Below are 20,695 nucleotides of genomic sequence, written 5' to 3'. Positions count from 1 at the left end.
CGTGCAACGCGCACGCCATCTCATTCCCGGTTGAAGCCGAACCGCGTGAAGCGGGATCGGCGCGCGACGATTGCGCCGTGGTCGTAGCCGCCACGGCTTCCGCCCGGTGCGGCGCGCGGCCGCGCCGTTCGCCGGTTGTGCGCCGTGCTTGCGGAGGCCACCGCGGCCTTCCATGTTGCCCGTCGCATACACGTCGATTTCGTTCGGCTTCGTGAAGCTGTCGGTCGGCAGCGGCACGTCGGCGGTCTGCAGCGGTTTCACCAGGTGCGGCGTGATCACGAAGATCAGTTCGGTGCGGTCCTGCTGGAACGACGTACTGCGGAGCAGCGCGCCGAGCACCGGAATTTCCCCGACACCCGGGAGCGCCTTCAGCGCACCGGTCCCGTTGTCCTTGATCAGCCCGCCGATCGCGAACGTTTCGCCGTCGCCCATCTGGACCGTCGTCGATGCGCGCCGCGTCGTGATGAGCGGCAGGATCGACGTGCCGCCGATGTTGGTCGCGCTCAGCGTGACGCCCGTCTGCGACAGCTCCGACACTTCCGGCGCAACCTTCAGGCTGATCCGGCCATTACCCAGCACGGTCGGCGTGAACTTCAGCGCGACGCCGAACTCCTCTTCCTGCAGCGTGATCGACGACGTGCCGTTGCCGCTGCTTTGCGGGATCGGGATGAAGATCTTGCCGCCGGCGAGGAACGTCGCCTCCTGGCCGCTGATCGTCACGAGATTCGGCTCCGCGAGGATCTTGACCAGGTTGTCGGTGTTCTGCGCGTCGGCCGCGAGGTTGAACGGCTTGTTGTTCGCCTTGCTGAAGGCGATCCCGGTTGCGACGCCCGCGAGCAGGTTGCTGACCAGCGCGCCGCTCCACGAACCGAACCCGCCCTGGATGTTGAGTGCGCTGCCCATCTGGTTGATCAGCGTCTTCGACACCTCGGCCACCTTCACCTCGAGCATCACCTGCTGCGGCGACGTGACGTTCAGCATGTTGAGCACCCCGCCGCCCGCCTTGCCGCCGCCCGCCGGATCGCCCGCGCTGTCGCCGTACGCATGGGCGATCTGCACGGCCTGCTGGGCGGCCATCGAGCTCGACACGGTGCCGGCCAGCACGATCGTGCCGGCGGCGGTCGATACATGGATGTCGCGCTCGTTCGGCATCAGCTGCATCAGCGACGCCTGCAGGCCGCCGGCATCCGCGCCGACCGCGACGTCGATCACACGGCATGCACCGCTCTTGCCCTGCACGATCATGTTGGTCGTGCCGACCGCGAGACCGAGGATGTACAGCGTCTGCGGCGACACCATCGTGGCCTGCGCGACGGCCGGATTGCCGATCGTCCGATTGCGGACCGGCTCCGGCATCGGCACCAGCAGCGACTTGCCGAGCGGCACGCTGACGCTGGTCGATTCGCGCACCGCGCCGACGCAGTTCGGCCCGCGCAGCGGCCCCGCCGACGCGGCGGGCGCAGCGGCCGCGACCGGCGCCATGCTGATCGTCATCTGCATCGGCCCCTTGCCGACCGCGGCCGGCGCGCTGGCGCCGCCCTTCGTCAGCACGGCCGACTCGACGCCTTCCTGCGCGAGTGCGCCATAAACGGTCAGCCATCCAGAACAGAGGATCGTGGCCATCATCGTGCCCCGTGCCACGCGCGTGCGCAGCGGGCCGGTACCTGTGCATTGCGGTTTGATCTTCATTTCGTCTGATCCCCCGAGAGACCGGCGCCGTGCCGGTTATCGACTTCCAGGGCCGCCGCACGTTGCCGGCGGCCGTTTATGTGACTTCAATGATCTGATTCAGAAACACTCGACGCTGCCCTTCACGCCCGTCAGCACACCGACGCAGTCGCGCCGTACTTCCGGCGCCGCGTGCGATGCGACGTGCACGCGTACCGTCTTCACACGGACCGGTGCCGGCGGCGCTTCGGGTGCGGGCTCCTTGCCGAGCAGCGTCAGCTTGGTCGCGCCGTCGGTGTTCAGCGTCTTCTGGTCGACCTGATTGCGCAGCACGAGCGACAGCGTGCCGACGCTGCGTGCGAGGTCGAGCCGTTCGGCTTGGTCGGGCGTGACTTCCAGCGTCACCGCGTTGACGACCTTCGGCGCCGTGTCGTCGCGGCTGACCTGCTGCGCGACGGCGAGCACGAGGATGTGCTCGAGCACGATCTTCGAGATGCTCTGCCCGTCGGTCTTGCCCTGTTGTTCCTGCGTGTTGACGATGACGTCGACGTAGTTGCCCGGCAGCGCGAAGCCCGCGACGCCGACCACGTCGTTCACACGCACCGTGATCGCGCGGCTGCCGTCGGCGATGACCGCGGACAGCCCGCCCTTCGTGCCGACCGGCGCGAGCTTCGACTCGATCACCGGCTCGCCGCGTGCCAGGCTGGTGCGCACGACGCGCCCTTCGAGCACCTTCGTATCGGTGAACGCGCCGGTGGGCACGCTGCCCGACGGCCAGCTGACCATGTGGATCTGGTTCGGCCCGAGCGGTTCGCCCAGGTTCAGGTCGGTGTTGGCCACCGCGACCGGCGTGACCGAACTCGTGGATGTCTGCACCAGCCAGTGGGACGCGAACACGACCGCGGCAAGACCCGCGACCATCGCGACGACCAGCATCATGACCGCTCGACTGTTTTTCATGGCAATGCTCCTCGACGAATCGTGAAAGAAACCGCTCAACCGGTAACGAACGTACGGCCACCGCGCTCGACGGGCGGCAGATGGCCGCCGTCACGTTCGGGTGCCGCGCCGAAATAACTCGCCCACGCGTCGTACAGTGCGTCGTGCGTCACCTCGGGCGGATCGCCGCGATAACGCGCGCCGGCGGCCACGAGACGCAGCAGGTCCGCCGGGAAACAGGCGAGAAATGCCTTGCCGGTCGGCAGGTGCAGCCGATGCAGCAGGTAGTCGAATGCATCGCTCGCCGATACGAGTCCGAGCGATGCGCAGGCCGCGTTGTACACCTGGCGGTATTCGTCGATCGACATCGCGCCGACGTGCAGCTTCGAACCGAGGCGGCGCAGGAACGCGTCGTCGCAGAACTGCTCCGGCGACAGGTTGCTCGAGAACACCGGCCAGACGTCGAACGGCATCACGAAGCGGTTGCCGGATTCGAGCGTCAGGTAATCGACGCCGCGATCGAGCGGGCGCAGCCAGCGATTGAGCAGGTCGCGCGGCTCGACGCGCTGGCGGCCGAGATCGTCGACGACGTACATGCCCATGTTCGCTTTCATGTGCGGGGGCGCCTGGTAGAAACCGGCGACCTCGTCGCGGCGCAGGTCGAGCTCGTCGAGCGTCAGTTCGCCGCCGGACATCACGACCGGCCGTTTGCACAGGCGCCAGCGGCGATCGACCGACTGGCCGCCGGACTGGGCTTGCGCGTCGACATGGACGAGCGGGTCGTAGATCTGGATCACTTCGCCGGCCGCGCAGATCGCATGCGGCACCGGCACGCGGCCGCGCATCAGCGAACCGAGCCGCTCGGCGAGGAAGGTCTTGCCGCTGCCGGCCGGGCCGTAGATCAGCAGCGGACGGCCCGCGTTCAGCGCGGCAGCCGCCGCATCGAGCAGCGACGTGTCGATCACGATGCCTTCGAACGCCGCCCACACTTCGTTCTGGCTGATGTGCAGCTTGCGCACCGAATGCACGTTCAGGCACTCGATATAGGCGTCGAGCGTCACCGGCGCGGGCCCGCTGTAGCCGCTGCGCGAGCGTTCCTCCAGCGCGAGCACGCGGCCCGCGTCGGTCAGGCGGAACGTCACGTCGAGATCGGTCGCGCCGCGATGGGTGAGCTCGACGAGATGCTCGCGCACCAGGAATGCGAAGACGTCGTCGAGCACCGCGAGCGGCAGGCAGTGCCGTTCGACCAGGTCGCCGTACGACGGGCGGCCGAGCATCAGCGTCGACTTCAGCACGAGGCCGGCGACGAACGTCATGCTCAACCCGGTTTCCTCGAGCGAGCGCGGCGCCGTCGGCAGCTGCGCGCCCAGCTTCGTATGCGCTTCCCGCGACGGCAACGGATCGGGCAGGCGTGCCACCTGTGCGTCGCGTCTCGGTTCGGTGTGATTCGTGTTCATGATCGTTGCGTCCTCGTTTCGGATGCGTCGCGCTATGCGCACGACACGAACAGCATGCCCAGCGTGCCGGCCGCGATCGCCACGCCGTACGGCAGCGTGCCGACCGATGCGATTTCGACGGGGCCGCCGGCGGCCTCGGCGCTCGCGCCCTGCGAACGCCGCGTGATCAACGCACGCACGTTCGCCCACATCTGGCGCATCCGCCCGCGCAGCAGCGCGTAGGCGATGGCGCCGATCCCGCCGGCCAGGAAGGTGGCCAGCACGATGAAAAACGTCATTTCCGCGCCGACCCACGCACCGATCGCGAGCATCAGCTTCACGTCGCCGGCCGCCATGCCGCGCAACAGGTAGAACGGCAACAGCAGGCCGAAGCCGGTCGCGGCACCGGCGAGCCATCCGAGTACGCCCGCCAGGACGCCATGCAACATGCACTGGGCAACCAGCGCACCGGCCAGGCCGATCAGCACGAGGCGGTTCGGAATACGGCGGGTCGCGATGTCCGTGCTGGCCGCGGCGACCGCGAGCAGCGTCACGCACAACGGAACCGGGTAAGGCAGCGCAACAGGTAGCATGGCGAACCTCGTGGATCGAATCGGTGGATCAGGAAACCATCGCCAGCGCGGTGGCCACGGCGGCCGTGACGGCCGTTGCGATCACCTCGTACGTGCCGGCAAGCGAGCCTTTCAGGGTGACGACGCTGCCCAGCACCGCGACGGCGAACATTGCCCCGAGCAACGCGTATTCGATCGACGTCACGCCCTGCTCGTCGCCGATCCAGTTGCGTACGACACGCACCTTGGCTTGCATGATGGTCTCCGGTTCCAGGTGATCAGAAGACCGGGGACGGCTCGAGCGCTGCACCGGCCGAGCCGTCCGCGGCACGATCCATCAGAGGCCTGCTACCGCCGAATCCAGGTCGGCCGCAATCGTGCTGAACACGGTCTTGAGGTCCTTCCCGATGGTCGACAGTGCGAGGATGATGCCGACTGCGATCAGTGCGGCGATCAGGCCGTATTCGATGGCGGTCACGCCGTCTTCGTCACGAACGAAACGGCTGGCTTGTTGAATGAACTTGGACATGATGATCTCCTTGCGTGGTGAATTTCATGGTCCTCGCGTGCCGGCTGGTCGGATGACCTTGCATCGATACGTCGAGGAATGTCGTTAATGCCGTGTGGTGCAGACAAACGAGTTGAATGATTCGCTTGCCGTACCATCCATCAGAAGCCCGCTACTATCGAGTCCAGATCCGCGGCGACCGTACTGAACACGGTCTTCAGATCCGTACCGACCGTCGTCAACGCAACGACGATGCCGATCGTGATCAGTGCAGCGATCAGGCCGTATTCGATGGCCGTCACACCGTCCTGGTCCTGGATGAACCACGCGATCTTTTCGATGATTCTTGACATGGACAATCTCCTTTCGGACTACTATGAAATTCCCTTCGTCGGTCAGGACGTCGGGGGTGGGCACCACCGGCACTACTCGAAAAATCGGAACGCGACGCTCAGCTGCGGGAGCGGGGATGCACACCCCTGTCCGTGCGAACGGGTATCAGTGACGCAGTGAGCGAGAGAGGCGTGTACGGTGCGACCGGCCGGATCATCCGGGCAATCAGATCGACCTGAACGGCACGGCTGCCGTTCGACGCATGGAATCCATTTGAACGGGAAATAAACTCCCGGATAAGCTGCAATGTTTTTTTAATACGGTTTGCGAACCGTGATGTGCTGTGGTCTTTCATTTTTATTCCCCATATACGGCTATGCCAATTTCTTATTGCCCTGACGAAACCGGGTCTCATGGGTCACTCGACGAACGCTTGTGCGGTTGATCGACCTGGAGCTGCGTGTTCCCCGACGCGCTCCGGCCCTTCTTTCCGCCCGTGATTCCGAAGCTGGTTCCCTGTTTCTGCTGCCGGAACCGCCCGGTCGTCACATCGTCGACTGCCGTGCCAACGCTTACGCAAAGAGCAGGCCACCTTGGACGAAATCCAGGCGCAGCAACGGTTCCGGCGATGCCTGCGTTCCCCGGCCAGGGGCGCGAAACGCGAAATGTTTCAAAATTGATATATGTTTGGTCCGCAAGCGTTGCAAGCCTGAACGCCCGCCGCCGCGCTGCGCCAAGGATCATGAATTTTTACTTGGGACTTTCCCGAACGCCCGAAGCCACTCGCGGCCCACGCGATCGGCGGGGTGCCGAACCGGTCAAAATGACAGAATGTTTCAAGACAGAAACACAAGAACCGGCCGTGTCGATTTCTCATACCTGAAAACGCGGTTTTCACCTGCCTCTTCGGCTAATCCGGATTCCGGCTTTCAGCAGGTGGTTTGCAATGCGCGATTTTTTCTTCAACAATGAACTCACCGGATAACGCCATTTCAGAGCGTTTGGATCCGCAGGCACCAGAACACGAAACGGCTGCGACTGACCAAACAGCCACCACTAAATACGGGGAATCATGTACACCGCCAATCGCGAAATGCGCGGGCGTGCAATACGCCGCGTTCAATGGCTGACGGCCGACCGGATCATTCCGTACAGCTGCATCATGCTGATGCTCTTCGCCGCGTTGCTGGTTACCTGGGGCATCGTGACGAACGGCTTCACGTCGAGCGCTATCGCGCGCCCCGGCGTCGATTTCTCGGTCTTCTGGACCGCATCGCACCTGGTGTTGCAAGGCCATGCCGCATCGGTCTACGACTCCTCTTCATTCCTGCAGGCCGAGTTCGCGCACTTCGGTGCGTATCTGCAGCACCGGCCGCTTCCCTGGCTCTATCCGCCGACGATGTTGCTGTTCATCGCTCCGGTTGCCCTTGTGCCTTTCCTGCCCGCATATTTCCTCTTTTTCGCGGGCAGTCTTTTATGCTATGCGTTCGCCGTCTCGCGGTTGTCGGGATTGCGCGCGTATCTTCCCGTGCCGCGCGCCGCGGCGCTCGTCGTGGTCGCGTATTCGGCCGTATGCATGGCCACGCTGTTCGGCCAGAACAGCGTCCTGACCGCCGGCGTCGCCGCGCTCGCGCTGCATCTGCTCGGCAAGCGTCCGGTCGTCGCCGGCGTGCTGATCGGCTTGCTCGCGATCAAGCCGCAACTGGCCGTGGTGTTCCCGTTCGTGCTGATCGCGGCACGTGCGTGGCGCACGTTCGCGGCGGCCGCGATCACCGCGGCACTGTTCGCGGCCGCCGGCATCGCGCTGGCCGGCCCCGGCGCGTTGCACGGGCTCAGTCAGACACTGTCGACGGTGCGCGACCAGCATTTCATGCTCCCGTCGTACTGGCTCGCGTCGCCGACGCCGTTCGCCGCACTCCGGCTCGCGGGCATGCCGGTCGCAACCGCGCTGGCCGCGCAAGCGGCGATCGCGCTGCTCGCGATCGCCGCGGCCGTCGACGTGTGGCGCCGCACGCAGGACATGCGCCTGCGCGGCGCGGTGCTCGCCGTCGCGACGCTGCTGACCACACCGTATCTGTGGAACTACGAACTGACGTGGCTCGGCATCGCGATCTTCTGCCTGATCGCGTACGGCCTCGACAAAGGCTGGCGGCCTGGCGACCAGGGCATCATCGTGCTTGCGTGGCTGCTGCCGATCTTCGAGATGTTCAACCGGCTGATGAAGCTGCCGCAGATCGGGCCGCTCGTGCTGCTCGCGGTGCTGTTCGTCGTCGTGCGCCGCACGGCGCTCGAGTCCCGGAGCGCACGATGAAATCGTCACCGTTTGCGCGCCACGCGCACCCGGATGCCGACGTGCATCCGGAACTCCCGATCGCGGGCCCGCGCCGCTACCCGCACTGGCTCAATCGCGAGCGCGTGCGCCTCTATGCGGGCGCCGCGCTGGTGACCGAACTGCTGTTCATCTGCATCTACGTGATCCGCGTGTTCCTGTCGCACAACGGCGCGCTGCAACCGCTGTCGCAGGATTTCTCGCCGATCTGGAGCGCGGCGTGGCTCGCCGCGCACGGGCACGCGGCCGACGCATGGCATTTTCCCGCGCTGTTCGCGGTCCAGAAGCTCGCGATCCCGACGATGAATCTCGCGGACGGCACGCTGCCATGGCTCTATCCGCCCTCCATGCTGCTGCTCGTGCTACCGCTCGGCTGGCTGCCGTACACGCTGGCGCTCGTGCTGTGGCTCGGGCTCACGTATGTGTTGTTCGCGGTGACGATCCGCGCGATCGTGCAGCGCGATGCCGCGTGGCTGTGCACGCTCGCGTTCCCCGGCGCATTCCTCACGGTGATCGTCGGACAGACCAGCCTCTTCACCGCGTTGCTCGCCGGTGCCGGCCTGCTCGCGCTGAACCGCCGCCCCGTGTACGCCGGGATCTGCTTCGGCTTGCTGACGATGAAGCCGCAGCTCGCGGTGCTGTTCCCGCTCGCGCTGCTGTGCGCGGGTCAATGGCGCGCACTGGCCGCATGGGCCGCGACGATCGCCTGTAGCGTCGCGCTCACGACACTCGCCTTCGGGTTCGGCCCGTGGCTCACGTTCGCGCACGTGATCGACAACGTCTACGCGATCGTCGGCACCGGCCAGGCCAAGCTCGTGCGCATGCCGTCGGTGTTCGCGCTCGCAAGGATGGCCGGCTGGCCCGCGATCGTCGCGAACGGCCTCCAGCTGCTGTCGGTCGCGACCGCGGCCATCGCCGTCGTCTACGCGTGGCGCGGCGCCTGCGCCTATGCGCTGCGCGCCGCGACCCTCGCCTGCGCCTGCCTGCTCGTCAGCCCCTATCTGTACGACTACGACCTGACCTGGTACGGAATCGTGATCGCGTGGTACGCGCGCTATGCGTGGACGCACGGCTGGCGCCGCTTCGATCGCGAATGGCTGATGCTGCTGTGGCTGATGCCGCTCGCGGGCCTCGGGGTCGTGCCGCATCTGTCGTTCCAGTTCATGCCGCTCGTCACGCTGGCGTCGCTCGGGCTGCTCGTCAGCCGGATCGCACAGGAAAGACACGACGTGCCGTCGATGCCCGACGCACGCGACAACTCGACCGAGACCGGCTTCGTGCATCCGGTCCGGTCGCACCACCGCCCGGCGTACGAAATGCGCCGCACCGGCCGACCGACCATCGGCGGGCATCGGTGAAGCGACATTACAAGGGGAATCATCATGCGGGAACCACTCTATACACCGCTCATCTCGCTGGTCGTGCCGTTCTATAACGAAGGCGAGGCCGTCGAGCGCTTCTTCGACGTCGTGATTCCGCTGATGACGTCCATCGACGCGATCCGTTTCGAGATCGTCTGCGTGAACGACGGCAGCCGCGACGACACGCTCGAGCGGCTGATCCGGATCAGCACCGGCGAGCGGCGCGTGCGCGTGATCGATCTCACCCGCAACTTCGGCAAGGAAGCCGCGCTCACGGCCGGCCTCGACGAAGCCCTCGGTGACGCGGTGATCCCGCTCGACGCCGACCTGCAGGATCCGCCGAGCCTGATTCCCGTGATGATCGAACACTGGCGCGACGGCGCGGAAGTCGTCGCCGCGAAGCGCAGCAACCGCGCGTGCGACTCGTTCGCGAAGCGCACGGCGGCCGCGATCTACTATCGCGTGCACAACATGCTGTCGGACGTGAAACTGCCCGAGAACGTCGGCGATTTCCGGCTGATGGACCGCAAGGTCGTGAACGCGCTGCGCAACCTGCCCGAGCGGCATCGCTTCATGAAGGGGCTGTTCGCGTGGGTCGGCTACCGGACCGTGATCGTCGAATACCAGCGCGACCCGCGCAGCGCCGGCCACTCGAAGTTCTCCGGCTGGAAGCTGTGGAATTTCGCGCTCGAAGGCATCACGAGCTTCAGCACCGTGCCGCTGCGCAGCTGGACCTACATCGGCGTCGGCATCGCCGCGCTCGCGTTCCTGTACGGCTCGTTCATCATCTTCCGCACGCTGCTGTTCGGCAACCCGGTGCTCGGCTACGCGTCGCTGATCTCGGTCACGCTGTTCATCGGCGGCATCGAGCTCATCGGGATCGGGGTCGTCGGCGAATACATCGGGCGGATCTACGACGAGTCCAAGCAACGGCCCGTCTACCTGATCCGCCGCCGCTACCAGGCGCACGGCAAGGTGATCGAACTCCCGGTCGCGCGCGATGCGCGCCGCCAGATCGCCCGCCGGCGCGTGCAGGCGACCCGCGCGCGGGTCGGCGAACGCTGACGCGCCGACGGCCATGATCGCCCTGCTTTATGCCGAGCGCACCCGACTCGTGCGCTTCGGCGTGTCCGGGCTCTGCTCGACCGCGATTCACGCGCTGGTCGCGGCGGCGCTGTTCGCGCAGTTCGATGCGACGCTCGTGACGGCTAACGCGATCGCATTCCTCTGTGCAACCGCGTTCTCGTATCTCGCGAATACGCTGTGGAGCTTTTCGTCGACGGTACGCACCCGCAACGTGGTGCGCTTTCTCGCGGTCACGCTGGCCGGCTTCGTCGAAACGCTGCTGCTCGCGCGGGCGGCCGAAGCGCTCGACGTGTCCCGCGGGATGAGCGTCGTCGCGATCGCGCTGCTGATTCCGCCGACGACGTACGTGCTGCATCGGCTCTGGACCTACCGGTAAACGGCCCCGCCCCTCCCAGCGATTTCCGCACTCAGGTGCGCGGCAGCCCCGGCGGGTTGGTCTGCGACCGGTCGATCGCCTCGGCGTCGAGGCTCCAGCGGCCGAGCACCTTCCGGTAGCTGCCGTTCGCGATCAGCGCATTGATCGCGACCGTCAGCGGATCGGCGAGGCCACTGCCCTTGCGCGTCGTGATCGCAATATCAGCGGTGCGCGGCCAGCCGCCGCTCACGGCGCCGATCAGCTTCGCATCGCCGCGCAGCGACGCCTGGTACGCGAGCATCGAATTCACGCTGAAGATCGTGTCGACGCGCCCCGACTGCAGCGCGACCCAGCGCTCCGCCGCATCCGCGTAATACTGGATCTCGACCGGCGCGAGGCCGGCCGCGACGTTCTGCCGGTTCCATTCGAGCAGGATCTTTTCCTGGTTCGTGCCCGAATCGGTCACGACACGCAGCCCGGCGACGTCCTTCGGTTCGCGGATCGCGGCGATCCGGCTGCCGTTCTTCACGTAGAAACCGAGCTGATCCTTCCGGTAGGTCGAGAAGTCGAATTTCTCCTTGCGCTGCTCCGTCACGGTCACGTTCGAGATCACCGCGTCGACCTTGCCGGACTGCAGCGCGAGCGGCCAGTCGGCCCACGAGAGCGGCACGATCTTCAGCTTGCGTCCGATGCTGTCCGCGACGAGCTGCGCGAGATCGGGATCGAAGCCGACCACCGTTCGCGCATCGGTCGCATAGGTGCTGAGCGGCGGCAGGTTCGGCGCGATGCCGATCGTCAGCGTGTTTGCCTCGGCAAACCGGAAGCCGGCCGGCAATGCCTGCTCGACCGCCGGGTTCACGGTGCCGCGCTGCCGGCCGGGCTGCTCGGGGCTCAGGTCGAACGTCGCGGCCTGCGCGGCAACGCTGCCGCCGATCAGGACGGCGGCCAGCACGCGGACGACGCGCACAACGGGAAATGCTGTTCTTCTCATGTCTTGTGGATTCCTTGCTGTTCGACGACACATGTGCCGAACGCGGGCGGGGCGAACGATTTTCACCGTCCGTCACCGCCTGGCGTTCCCGGCCCGCTCAGGCGGGCGTCGCTTCGAGTTCGGCCGCGGCCGCGCGTTGCGTCACCGGCAGTGCGGCCGGCGACGGGCGCGCCGCTTGCGACTCGCCCGCATACAGCGCCTTCGGATCGAAGACGCGCGCCTGCAGCGGCGTGAACGCGCGGAAGTTCCACAGGCTGCGCGCGACGAACACGCGCTGTACCCAGCGGAATGCACGATCGTTCTCGTCGTATTGCGGATCGAAACGGTCGCGCGAATGCAGCGTGAAGTGGTTGTTGATCAGCACCAGCTTGCCCGGCTGCACCTGCACGCCGAACGACACTTCGCGCACCACGCGATACAGGTTGGCCAGCGCCTCCTGCGCGCGCGTATTGACCGCCAGCACCATGTCCGGATAGAACGCGACCGTCACGCGCGGCGCATCGAGCGGCCCCGACAGCACCGCGCTCAGGTCGGTATTGTCGCGCGGCGTTGGCGCCGCGCCGCGCCACCGGTACGGCACGCGGATGATGTAGTGCTCGCCGTAGAGCTGCGCGATATCCTCCGGCGACAGCAGCTGCAGCGCGCGACGCGCATCGGCGAGCCGCGTGTACGGGCCGCCGCCGGCTTCGCTGCGCACGCCGAGCAGCAGCAACGCGAACGGCGACGTATCGCCTTCCGGCATGTGCGCCTGCGCAGCGTTCTCGATATGAAAATCGAGCTCGACCTCCGAGCCGAGGCCCGTATAGTCGCGCGCGGTCGCCTTGTGCGGCGTGAGGTTGTTCACGAGCTCGCGGCCTTCGTGCGCAATCGAATACGGCTCGCCGGCCAGCGTGCTCAGGGCGACCAGCACGTTCTCGCTCAACACGCCGGCCTTGAACGAGCGGCCGGTTTCCTCGAATCTCGGGCTGCCCTTCACGTCGTCGTCGATCGGCAGGTTGTCGATCTCGATCGAGCCGTGCGCATCGGCGGTTGGCGCCTTCGCGCGGTCGAACGCGTCGACGACCCGGTCGGGAAACGCGTTGTAGGCAAGCTTGCGCACCGCGCTGATGTAGCCCGCGCCGCCGGCCGGATCATAGGCCAGTGCGCCGAGCGTCTTCCGGATGTGACTGGACTCCGCTGCCGTCAAAACGATGCGTTCATCTGCGAGATAGGTCATAGGTCTCTCGTATAAAGATCGGGGGTCGATAAGCGGTATGGCACTACCGCCGCGCGTTGCCGTCCTCGGGGCGCAGCGCTCGACAAGACTAGGAGACCGTCATTGCATTGCGAAATGATATTAATTCGATTGCAAACAAAAAATTTCGATATAAGTTCAGCAACGCGGCCGGCGGCGGGCTGCGCCATTCGCACCGTCGCTTAACACGAATGGTTGTTAAAAAATCGCTGGTTATTATTTGTATTCGCTAACGGGTCGATGCTAGTTTGCTGTCGGATTCGACGATGCGCCGGCCGTCGATCGGCAGCCGGCGCCCTTCCTCCGCCCTACGGAAACCCGTTAGATGAACCGATTCCACCTGCTGCGCAGTTCGCCCGGAAACGACGCGCCATTGGCTGCGTGCCGCCCCACCCGCCACGCGGCGCGGAGGACGCGATGAGCGATCGCGCTCCGGCACTCGACCGCACGCTGACCGCCGGCGCGCCGCCGCACCGCACGTCGCTGCGCGCGATCTTCCCGACCGTCGCGGCCGCGAGCCTCGGCTTCGCGATCGTCCAGCTCGACGTGACCGTGGTCAACGTCGCGATTCCGAGCCTCGGCCATTCATTCGGATCGAGCGTCCACGGGCTGCAATGGATCGTCGATGCGTACACGCTGTCGTTCGCCGCGCTGCTGCTGACGTCCGGCACGCTGGCCGACCGCTTCGGCAGCCGCCGCCTGTTCGCGTACGGCCTCGCGCTGTTCCTGCTGGCATCGCTCGGCTGCGCGCTCGCGCCGTCGCTGGTCGCGCTGATCGCCGCGCGTGTCGCGCAGGGCGTCGGCGCCGCGATGATCCTGCCCACGTCGCTCGCGCTCATCACCCATGCTTGCGCAAACGACGCCGCCGCACGCGTGCGGGCCGTCGCGTGGTGGAGCGCCACGGGCGGCGCGATCAGCGCGGCCGGGCCGACGCTAGGCGGCCTGCTGATCGATTCGCTCGGCTGGCGCGCGATCTTCTTCATCAATCTGCCAATCTGTGCAGCCGGCCTGTGGCTCACGCTGCATCATGTGCGGGATTCGGCCGCCGCGCGCACGCGGCTGTTCGATCCGGCCGGCCAGATCGTCGCGGTGCTCGTACTCGCGCTGCTGACCGGCGGGATCATCCGGGCCGGCGCGCAGGGGGTTGGCGATCCGTATGCGGCCGGTGCGCTGGCCGCGTCGGTCGTGCTCGGCGCGCTGTTCGTCGCGATCGAGCGGCGCGTGGCCGCGCCGATGCTGCAGCTCGCCTTCTTCCGGATCGCGCGCGTGCCGGGCGTGCTCGCGATCGGCGCGGTCACGAATGCCGCGTTCTACGGGCTGATCTTCTCGCTGAGCCTGTATTTCCAGAACGCACGCGGTTTCACCGCGACCGAGTCCGGGCTCGCGCTTGCGCCGCTCACGATCATTATGCTCGCCAACATCGCGAGCGCGCGTCTCGCTGTCCGCCATGGATTCCGCGCGACCGTCATCGTCGGCCTCGCCGTGTCGCTCGCGGGCTACGTGTGGCTGTGGCAGACGCTCGGCGCGCACACGCCATATGCACTATTGGCACCCGGGCTCGTGGCAATGGCGATCGGCGGCGGCATCGCGATTCCCGCGCTGACGTCGACGATGCTCGGCAGCGTCGAGACCGGCCGCTCGGCCACCGCGTCGGCGATCCTCAATACCGCGCGCCAGGTGGGCGCAGCCGTCGGTGTCGCGGCGCTCGGCGCGCTGGTCGCGGGCCAGGGCGCGGCGATCGTGGCCGGCGCGGCGCGCGGGTTCGCGGTCGCGGCCGCGCTCGTCGCCCTCTGCATCGTGCTGGCCGCGCGCTGGCCCGGCGATGCGCCCGATACCGGCCCGCGGGCCTGAGTGCCTCCCCCCTTCAACCGATCCCACAGCCCAGCGAGGAATCCATGCCGCATCGTTTCATCGATACCGTCCTGATCGTCGACGGCGCGTCGACAGCCGCCTATCTGGCGCCCGCGTTCCGCGCCTACGGCATCCGTTGCGCGCACGTGATCAGCGACCCCGACCTGCCGGAAATCTACCGGAACCAGTTCGTCCCGTCCGACTATATCCGCCAGGTCCAGCATCGCGGCGATATCGATGCGACGCTTGCGCAGCTGAGCGACCTGCGCATCGGCGCGGTGCTGCACGGCCTCGATGCAGCGCTGGAACTGGCCGACACGCTGGCCGAGCGGCTCGACGTGCCCACTCGCAATCCGCTCGCGACCTCGGCCGCGCGGCGCGACAAGTATGCGATGAACGAGCGTATCCGCCAGGCCGGCCTGCGCGCGCCGGCCCACTTCCACAGTACGTCGGTCGACGACGCGCTCGAATGGGCTCGCGCGTACGGCAAGCTGCCGCTCGTGGTGAAGCCGGCGCGCAGCGCGGGCGTGACCGGCGTGAAGATCTGCCGGACGCTCGACCAGGTCGAGGCCGCCGCGCGCGACGTGCTGGCCACCCGTTCGCTGTACAACCAGCCGAACGACGACATCGTGATCCAGAGCTATTCGGAGGGGCAGGAATACATCGTCGATTCGGTGTCGTTCGAAGGCCGCCATCGGGTGGTCAGCCTGTGGGAAGTGCACCGCGACCGCACGCATGCACCGCGGCTCGACAAGATGCTGGTGCTGAATCACGCCGATCCGCGCTACGCGCCGCTGCTCGACTACGCGGCCGCCGTGCTCGACGCGCTCGACGTGCGATTCGGGCCGACCCATCTCGAGCTGTTCGATACGGCCGAGGGCCCGACGATCGTCGAGCTGAACGCGCGGCTGCACGGCAGCCTCGATCCGCGGCTGACAAGCGCGGTCAGCGGCGAGAATCATGTGTCGGCTGCCGTCGAGGCCGTGCTGCATCCGGAGCGGCTGTTCGGCGACGCCACCACGCCGACGGATTTTCGCGGCTATTGCGGGCACGTGCTGCTGCTGTCGTCGCGCAACGGCGTGCTCCGGCAGGACTTCACGTGGCAGGCGATCCAGGCGCTGCCGTCGTTCGTCGGGCTCAAGCAATGGGCGAAGGTGGGCGACACGCTGCGCGTGACGACCGACCTGCAGACGGCGCTCGGCACCGTCGGCCTCTACAGCCCGACGTTCGAACGCTTGCTCGAGGATTGCCAGCGCATCCGCGAGATCGAGGCCGATTTCTTCGCGGATGAACGGGCGGTTGTGCCGGCGTAGCTTCGACGCTTCAGCAGGTTGTATCGATGGTTCGTCCGGGCCGAATCCCGGAACCGGACGCCACCAGGCACCCAACCTTCCGGGAACCCGGCCGGACGAACACCCATCAGAATACCCACTCACCGGCGGTACGGGATACGACATCCGTACCTCACCACGCGTGAGGTTTCGACGTGCCCCCTATGCGATGCTACCTAGCTTCGCGTCCCAGTACGCCTGGCAAAAATCCAGATAGGTCCTCACGATCGACGACGGATACCGATGCGACGGAAACAGCAAATTCACATCGACGGGAGGGAACGGATAGTCGTCCAGTACCGAGATCAGTCGACCTGCACGTAGATCGTCCACCGCCAGAAAAGGCGGGAGTTCAGTCACGACCTGCCCATTGAGCACGCAGTTGCGCAGATGCGAGTAATCGTTGGTCGACAGCACCGGCCGCGGATGAAACTTCGTGTCGCCGAGTTGCCAGACAGGCGGGGCGTACGCGCCGCGCCCCCAGGTCGCACACGGCAGACCGTGCAGATCATCCGGTGTAACCGGCCGGCCGTGACGTTCCAGCAATGCGGGGCTCGCAACAAGCCGATGCCGATAGGTGGCGATCTTGCGTGCCACCATCGACTCCTGTTCGATGGCACCGACCCGCAATACGACATCGATGCCGTCGAGAATCAGATCGACGCGGCGCTCGGTCGTGTAAACGAACAGGCGAATGCCTGGGTATCGCGCCTGAAACTCGTCCAGCAGCTCCCACCAGATTTCGAACGTCGGTGGCAACGACAACCGCAAGAACCCTTTCAGTTCGTGCTGAGCACCCACCACCGATTCCCGTGCCTCGACCAGTGCTTCGATGCCGCGGCTGGCAAGTTCGTAGAGCCGCACGCCGGCATCGGTCAGGCGCGTGCCGCGCACCGATCGTTCCAGCAACTGCACGGCCAGTTCGCTTTCGAGCGCCCGGATTCGACGGCTCAACGTGGGAAGCGGAATACCGGTACGCGTGGCTGCCGCCGACAGGCTGCCCGCCTGCACAACGCTCACGAACATCTCGACAGCATTCAGATCCACATCGGCCTTTCGAATTTGAGCGTGGCCTGCATCCCGCATTTACTGTTCAATCTTCGCATCCTTCATCAATCCGCCCACGAAATCGGCAGTCGCTTTCTGGAGCGCGAGTGCTTGCAACTGCTGCCGGATCTCCCCCTGCGCTGCGTCGAATGACGGCACCTGAGTCGGGCGCTTCGCATCGATCTTTACGATCGCTCGTGGGCCATTCGCGTCACTCCCGAGCCGAATCGCTTCAGGCGTCACTCCGCCGGCCGGCAATCGGGCCATCGCCTGTGCGACAGCAAGCGGCAATCCTTGAGTATCCTGTTCGGTGGGCAGCGTTTTGAAACTGATCCACGGCAACTCGCCACCGGCAGCACCAGTCGGTGCCTGGCTGTACTGTTGCGCGAGTGATTCGAACGACTGTCCGGACTTCAGCCGTGTCAGCACAATTGCCGCTGTCGCTGCGTCCCGCGTCACGATGATGCGCGGCTTGATCTCGTCCTTGCCAAGTAATCCGACGACCTCGTCGTAACGTGCCTTGACCTGCGCATCGGACACCGGCGCAGGCCTGACGTTGTCCTTCAGATACAGCTGCACTTCGGCATTGGACTTCGCCATGCGTTCCGCAGCCTGAACCTCCGGCTTGTTGCCGTAGCTCGCCCGCTCGGCCGCCTGCTGGATCAGCACGCGCGTAATCAATTGATTCTTGATCGCTTGCCGGATCTGAGGCGTATCCGTTTGCTTCGACGCTTGCAATACAGCATTGACTTCCGCGTCGGTGATCGGTGTTCCGTTGACAGTCGTTTCCGCGTGAGCCGGTATCGACAGTTGCCAAGCGAATGCCGTAGCAACCAGAATTCGATAGACCGTGGATTGCATGATTGCCGTCCTTCAGAATAAAAAAATGCAGCGATTCAAGTCACTGCAAGAAAAATGCTCGAACGCGACACGCGATCGAGCATTCGGAGGAAAAAAAGCGCGGCGGGTAGACCCGCCGCGCAAAGCGGATCGCCCCGCGAGGAATGGTAAAAACACGAGGAAAGCGTCCACGCCGCTGGTTTTCGGCTCCGGGCGCGAGCATTGCGTTTTTATATAAGAAATTTCGCTAGACCATTAAATTTCAATGCCGATTACTATTGATTCTTCGTGCAAGAATGACGCGTCGAAGCGTCGAGAAATCTGAACAATTGTCACATTACGGTGACAGATTTCCGCCTTCCAAATCAGGATACGAGTCGTCCGTTTCACGAAGATTCGCAAACGTGCGGCCCGAACGTCATGAAATCTCGCGAAAATGCCCAGCGGCTTCGACATTGCGATCGGGATTGCCGAGCTCGCCGACTCGACGCTGCGTTCAAGAAGACTCTGTGCGGTTCGTCGGCCGCTCGACGCCTCTCCCCGATACCTCGACAAACATGGCCGCTCGACGCGCCCGCGCGAACGTGAGAAACATGCGCCACTCCTTTACACGAACCTGCCAACGCCGGAAATCTGGCGTTTTCGCAACGCGAGGTCAGGCGATGCATTCGCGGCATCCGTCAGCGGGCGCTGTCGCGCCAACAACGGCGAGGTGGTCGTGCCGGCATTGATCATCGGGACTTTCTGACGAAGCAATTCGCGCAGGGGCCGTGGACGCGGCCCGGGGTATGACGGAATTCCCCTCGCGCAGGCAGCCCATCCCCGGCCCTTGAGCTGACGAGCGTCGGCAACATTCCCCCACCGAGCTTGTTGCGTCAACGACAGAACACCCGTTTCGAGACGACATGACGCCTGCACCGGCTCCTGTCCGGTTCTTTTCGACTTTCAGCCTCGTGCACGATCCGCGCGATCTGCTCGTTCGCCCATCGTTTGTTCATCGTGCCATCTGCACTTACGGCAAAAATTGCTCTCGTTACACACATTCAAACAAGCGTTTTAGCTCGATTTCATCAGACATTTAACTGTTCACCGATCGTTCAATCTTTATCACATTCGTGACAGTTGTTCAGATTTCGCGCAGCCCCCGAAAACCACAATCCGGTCGAGGCCATTCGATCTGAAAACCATCTATTTCCAATTGGTTTTCTACGCCTCTTCGTTGCAGAAAATTTTTCACACCACACGCCCGGCCAATGCCGTAGGGGGTACTAATGAATAGGTGTTACAAAACCATTTGGAATGACGCGCTTGGTGCATGGGTCGCGGCTTCTGAAAATGACGCTGCTCGCGGAAAAAAGAATAGCAAGGCGTTGGTGCCATTGGTCGCACTGTCACTTCTGCTCGGGGCGCAGTCGAGCCAAGCGCAATTGGTATCGGGAATTGCATCAACTTCACTCGGTTCACTCATACCAATCCCAGCCCCAGCCTACGCGACAGGATACGGCGACACTGCTATTGGCGCTGGGGCCATTGCGAGTTCGGGGTTTCTTTTAGCCACCAACTTTAAGCCTGCCACGGCTATCGGCTATCTGTCGAACGCAACCGGCGCATACGCGTCGACACTCGGTGCGCTGTCCGCAGCGTCGGCAGCTAATGCGACAGCAGTCGGAGCCACATCGACGGCCTCCGGAACGGGTTCCACGGCGCTTGGCGTTGGCGCTATCGCCTCGAACACCAACTCCGTCGCATTGGGCTCGAATTCCGTCACTTCCGCTGCGGTTGCGACAACGAGCGCAACGATCGGAGGGATAACCTACAGCTTTGCAGGCACGAGCCCCACGTCGACCGTGAGCGTCGGATCGTCGGGTTCGGAACGCACGATTACGAACGTAGCGGCAGGTTCGATCACGTCGACCAGCACGGATGCGGTCAACGGATCGCAACTGAATGCGACGAATCTCGCAGTCGACTCGCTGTCCACCTCGACATCGACAACGTTGACGTCGCTGTCGACCGGGATTTCGACCGTCGTTTCACTGTCGACTTCGCTCACGAATGGCCTGTCGTCTTTGTCGACCGGCCTTTCGACTGTCTCCTCGGTGTCGACTGCCCTGAGCTCGACCAACAGCAGCCTCGCTTCGCTGTCGACTTCGACGTCGTCCAGCGTCGGCTCGCTGTCCACCGGCCTCTCGTCGACCGACAGCGCGGTCACGTCGCTGTCGACCTCGACGTCGTCCAGCGTCAGCTCGCTGTCCACCGGCTTGAGTTCGACCGACAGCAACGTCGCCTCGCTCTCGACTTCGACCTCCACCGGCCTGTCGTCGACCAACAGCGCAGTCACATCGCTGTCGACCTCGACGTCGTCCAGCGTCAGCTCGCTGTCCACTGGACTGAGTTCGACCGATAGCACGGTCACGTCGCTGTCGACCTCGACCTCCACCGGCCTGTCGTCGACCAACAGCGCGGTCACGTCACTGTCGACCTCGACGTCGTCCAGCGTCAGCTCGCTGTCCACCGGCCTGAGCTCGACCGACAGCAACGTCGCGTCGCTCTCAACGTCGACCTCGACTGGTTTGTCGTCGACCAACAGCGCGGTCACGTCACTGTCGACCTCGACGTCGTCCAGCGTCAGCTCGCTGTCCACCGGCCTGAGCTCGACCGATAGCAACGTCGCGTCGCTCTCGACGTCGACCTCCACCGGCCTGTCGTCGACCAACAGCGCGGTCACGTCACTGTCGACCTCGACGTCGTCCAGCGTCAGCTCGCTGTCCACCGGCCTGAGCTCGACCGACAGCAACGTCGCGTCGCTCTCAA

19 protein-coding genes and 1 pseudogene are annotated in these 20,695 nt (G+C 65.1%); 8 read left to right on the top strand and 12 right to left on the bottom strand.

Features of this window, described 5'->3' with window-relative positions; genetic code table 11:
• From G3O06_RS38385 to G3O06_RS38350, 8 genes are all read right to left on the bottom strand, one after another.
• A partial coding sequence (locus G3O06_RS38385) for a type II and III secretion system protein family protein (protein WP_241020446.1) occupies positions 1–1,689 on the bottom strand: 1,689 nt, incomplete at its 3' end.
• 99 nt (positions 1,690–1,788) lie between these two features.
• On the bottom strand, positions 1,789–2,628 hold the full coding sequence (gene cpaB / locus G3O06_RS38380; RefSeq protein ID WP_174966937.1) for a Flp pilus assembly protein CpaB: 840 nt from the start codon (positions 2,626–2,628) through the stop codon (positions 1,789–1,791).
• Positions 2,629–2,663: 35 nt separating this feature from the next.
• Complete coding sequence (locus G3O06_RS38375; protein ID WP_205819227.1) at positions 2,664–4,064, bottom strand: ATP-binding protein; 1,401 nt, start codon at positions 4,062–4,064, stop codon at positions 2,664–2,666.
• 32 nt (positions 4,065–4,096) lie between these two features.
• Complete coding sequence (locus G3O06_RS38370; protein ID WP_174966939.1) at positions 4,097–4,636, bottom strand: prepilin peptidase; 540 nt, start codon at positions 4,634–4,636, stop codon at positions 4,097–4,099.
• A gap of 28 nt (positions 4,637–4,664) precedes the next feature.
• Positions 4,665–4,871 carry a Flp family type IVb pilin gene (locus G3O06_RS38365; RefSeq protein ID WP_174966940.1) on the bottom strand — a complete coding sequence of 69 codons (207 nt, stop codon included), beginning with the start codon at positions 4,869–4,871 and terminating at the stop codon, positions 4,665–4,667.
• A gap of 81 nt (positions 4,872–4,952) precedes the next feature.
• The gene (locus G3O06_RS38360) at positions 4,953–5,144 is read right to left on the bottom strand and encodes a Flp family type IVb pilin (RefSeq protein WP_111020645.1); all 192 of its coding nucleotides are present in this window, start codon (positions 5,142–5,144) and stop codon (positions 4,953–4,955) included.
• A 140-nt stretch (positions 5,145–5,284) separates the two neighbouring features.
• On the bottom strand, positions 5,285–5,476 hold the full coding sequence (locus G3O06_RS38355) for a Flp family type IVb pilin (protein ID WP_205819226.1): 192 nt from the start codon (positions 5,474–5,476) through the stop codon (positions 5,285–5,287).
• Positions 5,477–5,574: 98 nt separating this feature from the next.
• The gene (locus G3O06_RS38350) at positions 5,575–5,811 is read right to left on the bottom strand and encodes a hypothetical protein (protein WP_174966942.1); all 237 of its coding nucleotides are present in this window, start codon (positions 5,809–5,811) and stop codon (positions 5,575–5,577) included.
• Positions 5,812–6,528: 717 nt separating this feature from the next.
• On the opposite strand from G3O06_RS38350, the gene G3O06_RS38345 reads away from it, so the two are divergent.
• Genes G3O06_RS38345 through G3O06_RS38330 form a run of 4 tightly spaced genes read left to right on the top strand, consistent with a single transcriptional unit; the run spans position 6,529 to position 10,608 of the window.
• Positions 6,529–7,767: a glycosyltransferase family 87 protein gene (locus tag G3O06_RS38345; protein WP_174966944.1), complete on the top strand. Its 1,239-nt coding sequence runs from the start codon at positions 6,529–6,531 to the stop codon at positions 7,765–7,767.
• Positions 7,764–9,143 (top strand): glycosyltransferase family 87 protein, encoded by a 1,380-nt coding sequence (locus G3O06_RS38340; protein ID WP_205819225.1) that lies wholly within the window; start codon positions 7,764–7,766, stop codon positions 9,141–9,143. The genes G3O06_RS38345 and G3O06_RS38340 overlap by 4 nt, the downstream gene beginning before the upstream one ends.
• Positions 9,144–9,167: 24 nt before the next feature.
• Positions 9,168–10,211 (top strand): glycosyltransferase family 2 protein, encoded by a 1,044-nt coding sequence (locus G3O06_RS38335; protein ID WP_174980182.1) that lies wholly within the window; start codon positions 9,168–9,170, stop codon positions 10,209–10,211.
• A 13-nt stretch (positions 10,212–10,224) separates the two neighbouring features.
• Complete coding sequence (locus G3O06_RS38330) at positions 10,225–10,608, top strand: GtrA family protein (protein ID WP_205819224.1); 384 nt, start codon at positions 10,225–10,227, stop codon at positions 10,606–10,608.
• A gap of 31 nt (positions 10,609–10,639) precedes the next feature.
• On the opposite strand, the gene G3O06_RS38325 is transcribed toward G3O06_RS38330, so the two are convergent.
• Positions 10,640–11,578: an ABC transporter substrate-binding protein gene (locus tag G3O06_RS38325; RefSeq protein WP_205819223.1), complete on the bottom strand. Its 939-nt coding sequence runs from the start codon at positions 11,576–11,578 to the stop codon at positions 10,640–10,642.
• Positions 11,579–11,675: 97 nt separating this feature from the next.
• A complete protein-coding gene (locus tag G3O06_RS38320) occupies positions 11,676–12,794 on the bottom strand; it encodes a TauD/TfdA family dioxygenase (RefSeq protein ID WP_205819222.1) in 1,119 nt (372 codons plus the stop codon).
• A 435-nt stretch (positions 12,795–13,229) separates the two neighbouring features.
• Between G3O06_RS38320 and G3O06_RS38315 the strand changes: the two genes are divergently transcribed.
• Both G3O06_RS38315 and G3O06_RS38310 read left to right on the top strand, forming a co-directional pair.
• The gene (locus tag G3O06_RS38315; protein ID WP_205819221.1) at positions 13,230–14,663 is read left to right on the top strand and encodes an MFS transporter; all 1,434 of its coding nucleotides are present in this window, start codon (positions 13,230–13,232) and stop codon (positions 14,661–14,663) included.
• A gap of 44 nt (positions 14,664–14,707) precedes the next feature.
• Entirely contained in the window at positions 14,708–15,976 is a 1,269-nt protein-coding gene (locus G3O06_RS38310; RefSeq protein ID WP_174980177.1) for an ATP-grasp domain-containing protein, read from the top strand.
• Positions 15,977–16,156: 180 nt separating this feature from the next.
• Here the strand turns inward: G3O06_RS38310 and G3O06_RS38305 are convergent, their stop codons facing one another.
• Together G3O06_RS38305 and G3O06_RS38300 are read right to left on the bottom strand one after the other, a co-directional pair.
• A complete protein-coding gene (locus G3O06_RS38305; RefSeq protein WP_205819220.1) occupies positions 16,157–17,041 on the bottom strand; it encodes a LysR family transcriptional regulator in 885 nt (294 codons plus the stop codon).
• A 39-nt stretch (positions 17,042–17,080) separates the two neighbouring features.
• Entirely contained in the window at positions 17,081–17,902 is an 822-nt protein-coding gene (locus G3O06_RS38300) for a peptidyl-prolyl cis-trans isomerase (protein ID WP_205819219.1), read from the bottom strand.
• A 424-nt stretch (positions 17,903–18,326) separates the two neighbouring features.
• Here G3O06_RS38300 and G3O06_RS38295 point away from each other — a divergent pair.
• Both G3O06_RS38295 and G3O06_RS38290 read left to right on the top strand, forming a co-directional pair.
• Positions 18,327–18,620: pseudogene (locus G3O06_RS38295) on the top strand (LysR family transcriptional regulator); the annotation flags it as partial.
• A 532-nt stretch (positions 18,621–19,152) separates the two neighbouring features.
• A partial coding sequence (locus G3O06_RS38290) for an ESPR-type extended signal peptide-containing protein (protein WP_277403773.1) occupies positions 19,153–20,695 on the top strand: 1,543 nt, incomplete at its 3' end.

Origin of the sequence: Burkholderia sp. Ac-20345 (assembly GCF_017104825.1) — a bacterium.
In the GTDB taxonomy this organism is placed as follows: Bacteria; Pseudomonadota; Gammaproteobacteria; order Burkholderiales; family Burkholderiaceae; genus Burkholderia; species Burkholderia lata_B.
The sequence above is the reverse complement of the archived record's forward strand: the minus strand, read 5'-3'. Positions and strand labels throughout refer to the sequence as shown.

What these genes read in the sequence shown, in the direction of transcription:
- G3O06_RS38370 (WP_174966939.1), bottom strand. Translation starts at nt 4,636, where the DNA reads ATGCTACCTGTTGCGCTGCCTTACCCGGTTCCGTTGTGCGTGACGCTG.
- G3O06_RS38340 (WP_205819225.1), top strand. Translation starts at nt 7,764, where the DNA reads ATGAAATCGTCACCGTTTGCGCGCCACGCGCACCCGGATGCCGACGTG.
- G3O06_RS38345 (WP_174966944.1), top strand. Translation starts at nt 6,529, where the DNA reads ATGTACACCGCCAATCGCGAAATGCGCGGGCGTGCAATACGCCGCGTT.
- G3O06_RS38300 (WP_205819219.1), bottom strand. Translation starts at nt 17,902, where the DNA reads ATGCAATCCACGGTCTATCGAATTCTGGTTGCTACGGCATTCGCTTGG.
- G3O06_RS38320 (WP_205819222.1), bottom strand. Translation starts at nt 12,794, where the DNA reads ATGACCTATCTCGCAGATGAACGCATCGTTTTGACGGCAGCGGAGTCC.
- G3O06_RS38330 (WP_205819224.1), top strand. Translation starts at nt 10,225, where the DNA reads ATGATCGCCCTGCTTTATGCCGAGCGCACCCGACTCGTGCGCTTCGGC.
- G3O06_RS38360 (WP_111020645.1), bottom strand. Translation starts at nt 5,144, where the DNA reads ATGTCCAAGTTCATTCAACAAGCCAGCCGTTTCGTTCGTGACGAAGAC.
- G3O06_RS38355 (WP_205819226.1), bottom strand. Translation starts at nt 5,476, where the DNA reads ATGTCAAGAATCATCGAAAAGATCGCGTGGTTCATCCAGGACCAGGAC.
- G3O06_RS38365 (WP_174966940.1), bottom strand. Translation starts at nt 4,871, where the DNA reads ATGCAAGCCAAGGTGCGTGTCGTACGCAACTGGATCGGCGACGAGCAG.
- G3O06_RS38310 (WP_174980177.1), top strand. Translation starts at nt 14,708, where the DNA reads ATGCCGCATCGTTTCATCGATACCGTCCTGATCGTCGACGGCGCGTCG.
- G3O06_RS38335 (WP_174980182.1), top strand. Translation starts at nt 9,168, where the DNA reads ATGCGGGAACCACTCTATACACCGCTCATCTCGCTGGTCGTGCCGTTC.
- G3O06_RS38315 (WP_205819221.1), top strand. Translation starts at nt 13,230, where the DNA reads ATGAGCGATCGCGCTCCGGCACTCGACCGCACGCTGACCGCCGGCGCG.
- G3O06_RS38375 (WP_205819227.1), bottom strand. Translation starts at nt 4,064, where the DNA reads ATGAACACGAATCACACCGAACCGAGACGCGACGCACAGGTGGCACGC.
- G3O06_RS38350 (WP_174966942.1), bottom strand. Translation starts at nt 5,811, where the DNA reads ATGAAAGACCACAGCACATCACGGTTCGCAAACCGTATTAAAAAAACA.
- cpaB (WP_174966937.1), bottom strand. Translation starts at nt 2,628, where the DNA reads ATGAAAAACAGTCGAGCGGTCATGATGCTGGTCGTCGCGATGGTCGCG.
- G3O06_RS38325 (WP_205819223.1), bottom strand. Translation starts at nt 11,578, where the DNA reads ATGAGAAGAACAGCATTTCCCGTTGTGCGCGTCGTCCGCGTGCTGGCC.